Raw genomic sequence first — 5033 nt, 5'->3', positions numbered from 1 at the left:
ATTTATCGATTACGCATGACCCATAGGGCGGCACCACTGGCCGCATTCGTCCAATAGGAATTTTCGGACTCCTCTTTTGCACCGGCTCGTCTACAACCGCTAAATAGATTCGCGCAAATATGACCGAATAACCGGCTAGGCAACCGGAAGATTCTCCTCAAACATGACAGCGTCGACACATCGGAGCAAGGGCGGTGCCAAGCGAGATCATTTCTTCCGGGACGCGTATTGGTAAGGGCGAATGTGGCGCACGGACTGAACGGCCTGTCGTCTTCTACGTGCAGCCGTTGATCGCGCGCTATCGCATCGAAGTCATCGAGTCGCTGAACCGCCTCTTCTCCGTCAAGGTGTTCGCGTGCTCCGAGGGCGTGGAAGCCAACGGCTTTTCGCGCGAACGCCCGGACTGCGACGAGTTCGTCGAAACGCGCATTGCCCGCCTGCCCTCGCGGCACATGCGCATGCAAAGCCGCGTGCTGAGCCGTATCGTGCTCGAACATCCCGACGCAGTCCTAATCTTCGCGGACGTTCGCTATGTGTCGCTGTGGCTCGTGCTCATCGCCGGACGCGTGATGCGCGTGCCGGTGCTCATTCATGGTCAGGGACTCTACCGGCACCAATCCGCGGGCCTGCTGCGCACGCTCTGCTACCGGCTCGCGGTCGCGCTCGCCGTGCGCTATGTCTGCTACACCGAAGCGTCGCGGCGCTCACTCGAAGACATCGGCTGCCCGAGCGCGAAGCTGGTCGTCGCGAACAACTCGCTGACGGTTTCCTGCGGAGTGGATCCTGGCACGAAGACCGGCACCGAGAACGGCGTCCTATTCATCGGCAGGCTGCGCGAAGGTTCAGAGATCGAACCGCTCATCGACGTGGTGGGCCAACTGCATGGCGAGGGCGCCGATATCACGCTGCACGTGATCGGCGACGGCGAGCACGGCGCTCGCCTGAAGCGCAAGTACGGCGAGCGCAGCTACGTGATCTGGTATGGCGCGGTGTTCGACGACGACGCGATCGCGACGATCAGCCGGCGCTGCCGGGTTGGCTGCTATCCGGGCTCGGCCGGACTGAGCGTCGTGCACATGTTCGCGTTGAGCCTGCCGCCCGTCGTGCACGACCGTCTGCCGCTGCACATGGGACCGGAGCCAGGCTATGTCGAAGATGGCCGCACGGGCTTCTTCTTCGGCCGCGACGGCGGCTCCGGCGCGCTCGCCGCAACGCTGCGGCGCATCTGGGCGATGCCGCCCGAAGCCATGCGCGCGACGGCCGCGGCTGCGCATGCGGTGTACTGCCAGCTCAACTCGCCGACGCTCGGGCATCAGCTTGCCGAGATCGTGGAAGGCGCCTTGCGCGTGTGAGCGGCCGACTCAGCCGTCATGCGCGTCACTTCTGACCCGCCACGCGATACAGCATCCATCCCGCGCCCGAAGCCAGCCCGAAGGTCATCGACCACGCGATACCGGTCACGCCCCACGCGTGCATGGCGGGCGGCACGGACACCACCAGCGCGATGACCTGGAGCAGCGACGCGACCGTGACGGCGCGCGCGTCGCCGACCGCGCGCAGATACGAAGCCAGCACCGAGTTCAGCGCGCTGATTGCCATGTTGATGACGAAGATGCGAAAGAGCGGGACGGCCGGCAGCCACGCGGCGCCGAGCACGAGCGCAAAGAGCGGCTCGGCGGTGAGGCGCAGCACGATGACCACGCTCGCGAGACCCAGCGCGGCCGCCGCGAGATACCACCGGAACAGGCGCGCGGCCGCTTGCGGGCCGCCGCGATGATGCGCGGCGAAGGTGGGAAACAGGTACTGCGACATCGCGATCGCCGCGTCGGCAAGCAGCATTTGCGCGAGCTTCGAGGACATCTGCCACGCGCCCAGCTGCGTCGGCCCGAGCAGCTTGCCGACCACCACCTTGTCGAACTGATTCGTGATCAGGATGATGACGCTGCTCGCCCAGATCCAGCGGCTGAAGCCGACGTAGTGGCCAATGCCGGACCAGCGCAGGCGCACCGGAGGACGCGGCGCGAGCGCGACCCAGGTGACGACGCTCTTGCACGCTTCGCCGATCATCATGCCGAGCAGCAGCGAGTAAGGCCCCGCACCCGCCATCGCGAGCGCGACGCCGAGGCCGCAGTCGACACAGGCGGAGGAGATCTCGATCGCCGCAATATGCTGAAAGCGCCGCTCGCGTTGGGCGATGAAGTACGCGGGTGAGGCTAGCCCGCGCAACAGCGGCAGGAGCGCCGCGAGCTGGACGAGGCCAATGGCGCCGCCGAGGTGGAACTGCGCGTCCATCAACGGCGCGCTGGCAACGAGCAGCAGCGCGATCAGGAGGCCGCGCGTGGCGAGCGTGGTCCAGACGGCGCCGGACTCCGCGCGCGTGGGCGGTGCCGGGCCCTGGATTACGGCCTGCGCGAGCCCCGTATCGGAGAGGGCTTCGGCAATCGCGACCGCGAGCAGTGCGACGCTCGCAAGACCGATCGCGGAGGGCCCGAGGATGCGCCCGATCACGAGGAACTTGACGGCCACGAGCCCACGCACGACGACCTGTTGCAGCAAGACCCAGGTCGCCGCGCCGGGACCGAAACCCGCCTTCACCGGCCGTACCGGCAGCCGCATCGCGCGCAATGTGCCTCCCATCCATGACGGTTGCTTGTTGTGTCGCCGCGCGCGCTGCGCGGCGTCCACCCGCGCGCTCGCGCGCGGTCTGCCCACGTTCGAGGACGCGTTCAGGACCTGAGTTCTGCACGTTACCGCGGCTCGAATGGCACGATGCGCCATGTACCAGGCGGATTCGGACGCGGCGGGCGTCCGTGGGGCCGCCGCCCGTGGAGCTGCCATCCGTGGAGCTGCCATCCGTGGGGCGGGCGTCCGTTGGGCGGCCATTCGTGCGGCGAGCTTCCGTGGACCGATCACCCATGCGTCGGGCACCCATACGGCCGCGCCACCCACGCGGCCGCCACCCCACACTGCCCAGGCTTTTTCAGCCAGCCCGCCCCTGAACTTGGCGCTTATCGCACACGCCGCGCTGTTATGGTGTTCGCAACATCGTTCATTCTTCGGGGCGCCTGCATGGATACCGTGTCGAGCGGCAGATCCAGCCGTGCCGAACCCAACTCCCCGGACGCGCCCAATCTGTCCGATACCATGGCCGCCCCCGACATCGTTTCCGGACGGCCCAGCCCCCAGACATCGACTGACGACGACTGGGTCGTCATCATCGAGCCGAACTTCACCGGCCACCGCTGGCGCTACGTCGACTGGATCGCGCAGGCGTGCGTCGAGGCGGGGCATCGCTGCCTCGTCGTCACCGATACGCAATACGCGACCCATGCGCTCGCACAGCGCATCGAGAGCGAAGCGCGGCCAGACCTGCGCCTCATGCTGCTCGACCTGCACACCGTCCCGTCCGGCCCGCAATACGCGCTCAGCGTGTACATGCGCTTTCGCGACTTTTATGCGCGCGCGCTCGCGCAGGTGAACCGTACGATGCGCGTGCGCCTCGTGGTGGCGCCCTACGCCGACTATTTCTTCTACACGATCGCGGCGCTCGGCTCGCCGTTTGGCAAGACGCCGTGGATCGCCATCGTCATGGGCATGACCTTCCATCAGGCGGGCTTTGGATTGCGCACGCCGCGCCGTCCGTTTATCGACGCAGCCAAATCGGCGCTGTTCCGGCGCGCCATGCGCGCCCGCGGCCTGCGCGCGCTCTTCACCATCGACCCGACGCTGCCCGACTGGTTCGCGAGCACGAAGCCCGGTCGCGCCGCGCCCCTTAGCTACGTGGCCGACCCGTTTCCGGAAATCCCCGCCGTCGACCCGCAACTCGCACGCGCGCGGCTGAAGCTCGACGCGCGAACGCGATACCTGCTCGTCTATGGTTCAATCGGCGAGCGCAAAGGCATCCGCGAATTGATGCTCGCGCTCGCGCAAAAGCGTGATGCGCCGTGTCTCGTGATCGCCGGCCTGCAGGAAAACGAAGAAACGCGCGCTTTCATCGGTGCGCACGCACCACGCCTCGCACACGCGCCGGTGATCATCGACCAGTTCGTTTCCGAGGAGATGGAGCGCGATCTCTTTTCCGCATGCGACGCCGTATGGCTCGGCTACAAGCAGCACTACGGGATGAGCGGCGTGCTCGTGCAGGCGTACCGCTTCAGCAAGCCGGTGGTGGCGAGCGCCGACGGTTTGATCGGCTGGTATTGCCGCGACGGCTCGCTCGGACCGCTACTCGACGATCTCGAGCCCGCCACGATCTCGCGCGCGCTCGATGCGCTCGCCGCACGCTGGAACGTCAATGCGGCAAGCGCGCGGCCCGCAGGCGAGAACCTTCTTTCGCGCAACACGCTCGATCAGTTCAAGCGCACGCTGCAGGCCGCGATGACCTGAGCGCCACGCCTCGCGCCGTGGGAAATCCAGCGAAAAAGCCAACGAATATTTTGCAGACCAAACCAACACCGCGGCGAACCCCACGCGCTCAGGCGATGCCTTCGATCTTGCCCTCCACGGCGGGCGTCTCGCGGCGCTCGGGCACGACGGCCCCGCGAAGATCGGGGAACAATGCGTCGCGCAGGCGCAGGAACGGAAACTCGACGGCGCGCGTGGTCAGGTAGCCAAGCGCGATGGCGATGACGAACTGTGCGCCGAGCGTGAGCGGCCACGCAACGAGCGACGGCACGCCGAGCGCGCTCGCCTTGTGGATCAGGTAATCGCCGGGCGCGAGCGCGAGCGAGTGCCACAGGTAGATGCCGTACGAGTACACGCCGAGCCACGCGAGCCCGCGATACATCCACGACCCGCGCAAACCGCCCGAGTGTTCGAGCACGAGCACGATGAGCGCGCAATAGCCAATCGCCTGAAGCGTATAGCCGATGCTCTCGTCGAGCGCGACATGAGGCGTGGCGAACGCGAGCCAGGCGACGAGCACCACCACCGCGCCGGCGAGCCAGCGCTTTTTCGCGGCGAGGCTGCGCCACACTTCGGGCTTCATCCAGTAGAGGGTTGCGAGCATGACGCCGATGAGCAGGCTGTCCATG

Annotated in this window: 4 protein-coding genes; 2 read left to right on the top strand and 2 right to left on the bottom strand. The window is 66.9% G+C overall.

Features of this window, described 5'->3' with window-relative positions; all coding sequences use genetic code 11:
- The first annotated feature begins 278 nt into the window (after positions 1-278).
- Positions 279-1352, top strand: a complete 1074-nt coding sequence (locus VMJ11_RS18860) for a glycosyltransferase (RefSeq protein ID WP_325620906.1) — start codon at positions 279-281, stop codon at positions 1350-1352.
- A 25-nt stretch (positions 1353-1377) separates the two neighbouring features.
- Here the strand turns inward: VMJ11_RS18860 and VMJ11_RS18855 are convergent, their stop codons facing one another.
- Positions 1378-2625: an oligosaccharide flippase family protein gene (locus VMJ11_RS18855; protein ID WP_325620907.1), complete on the bottom strand. Its 1248-nt coding sequence runs from the start codon at positions 2623-2625 to the stop codon at positions 1378-1380.
- A 519-nt stretch (positions 2626-3144) separates the two neighbouring features.
- On the opposite strand from VMJ11_RS18855, the gene VMJ11_RS18850 reads away from it, so the two are divergent.
- The gene (locus VMJ11_RS18850) at positions 3145-4386 is read left to right on the top strand and encodes a glycosyltransferase (RefSeq protein WP_325620905.1); all 1242 of its coding nucleotides are present in this window, start codon (positions 3145-3147) and stop codon (positions 4384-4386) included.
- Between the two features lie 88 nt (positions 4387-4474).
- Here the strand turns inward: VMJ11_RS18850 and VMJ11_RS18845 are convergent.
- A partial coding sequence (locus tag VMJ11_RS18845; RefSeq protein WP_414694427.1) for an acyltransferase family protein occupies positions 4475-5033 on the bottom strand: 559 nt, incomplete at its 5' end.

The sequence above is a fragment of the Paraburkholderia sp. genome (assembly GCF_035501035.1).
Lineage (GTDB): Bacteria > Pseudomonadota > Gammaproteobacteria > Burkholderiales > Burkholderiaceae > Paraburkholderia.
The sequence above is the reverse complement of the archived record's forward strand: the minus strand, read 5'-3'. Positions and strand labels throughout refer to the sequence as shown.

Coding starts and splice junctions, on each gene's coding strand:
- VMJ11_RS18850 (WP_325620905.1), top strand. CDS start 3,145: ATGGCCGCCCCCGACATCGTTTCCGGACGGCCCAGCCCCCAGACATCG.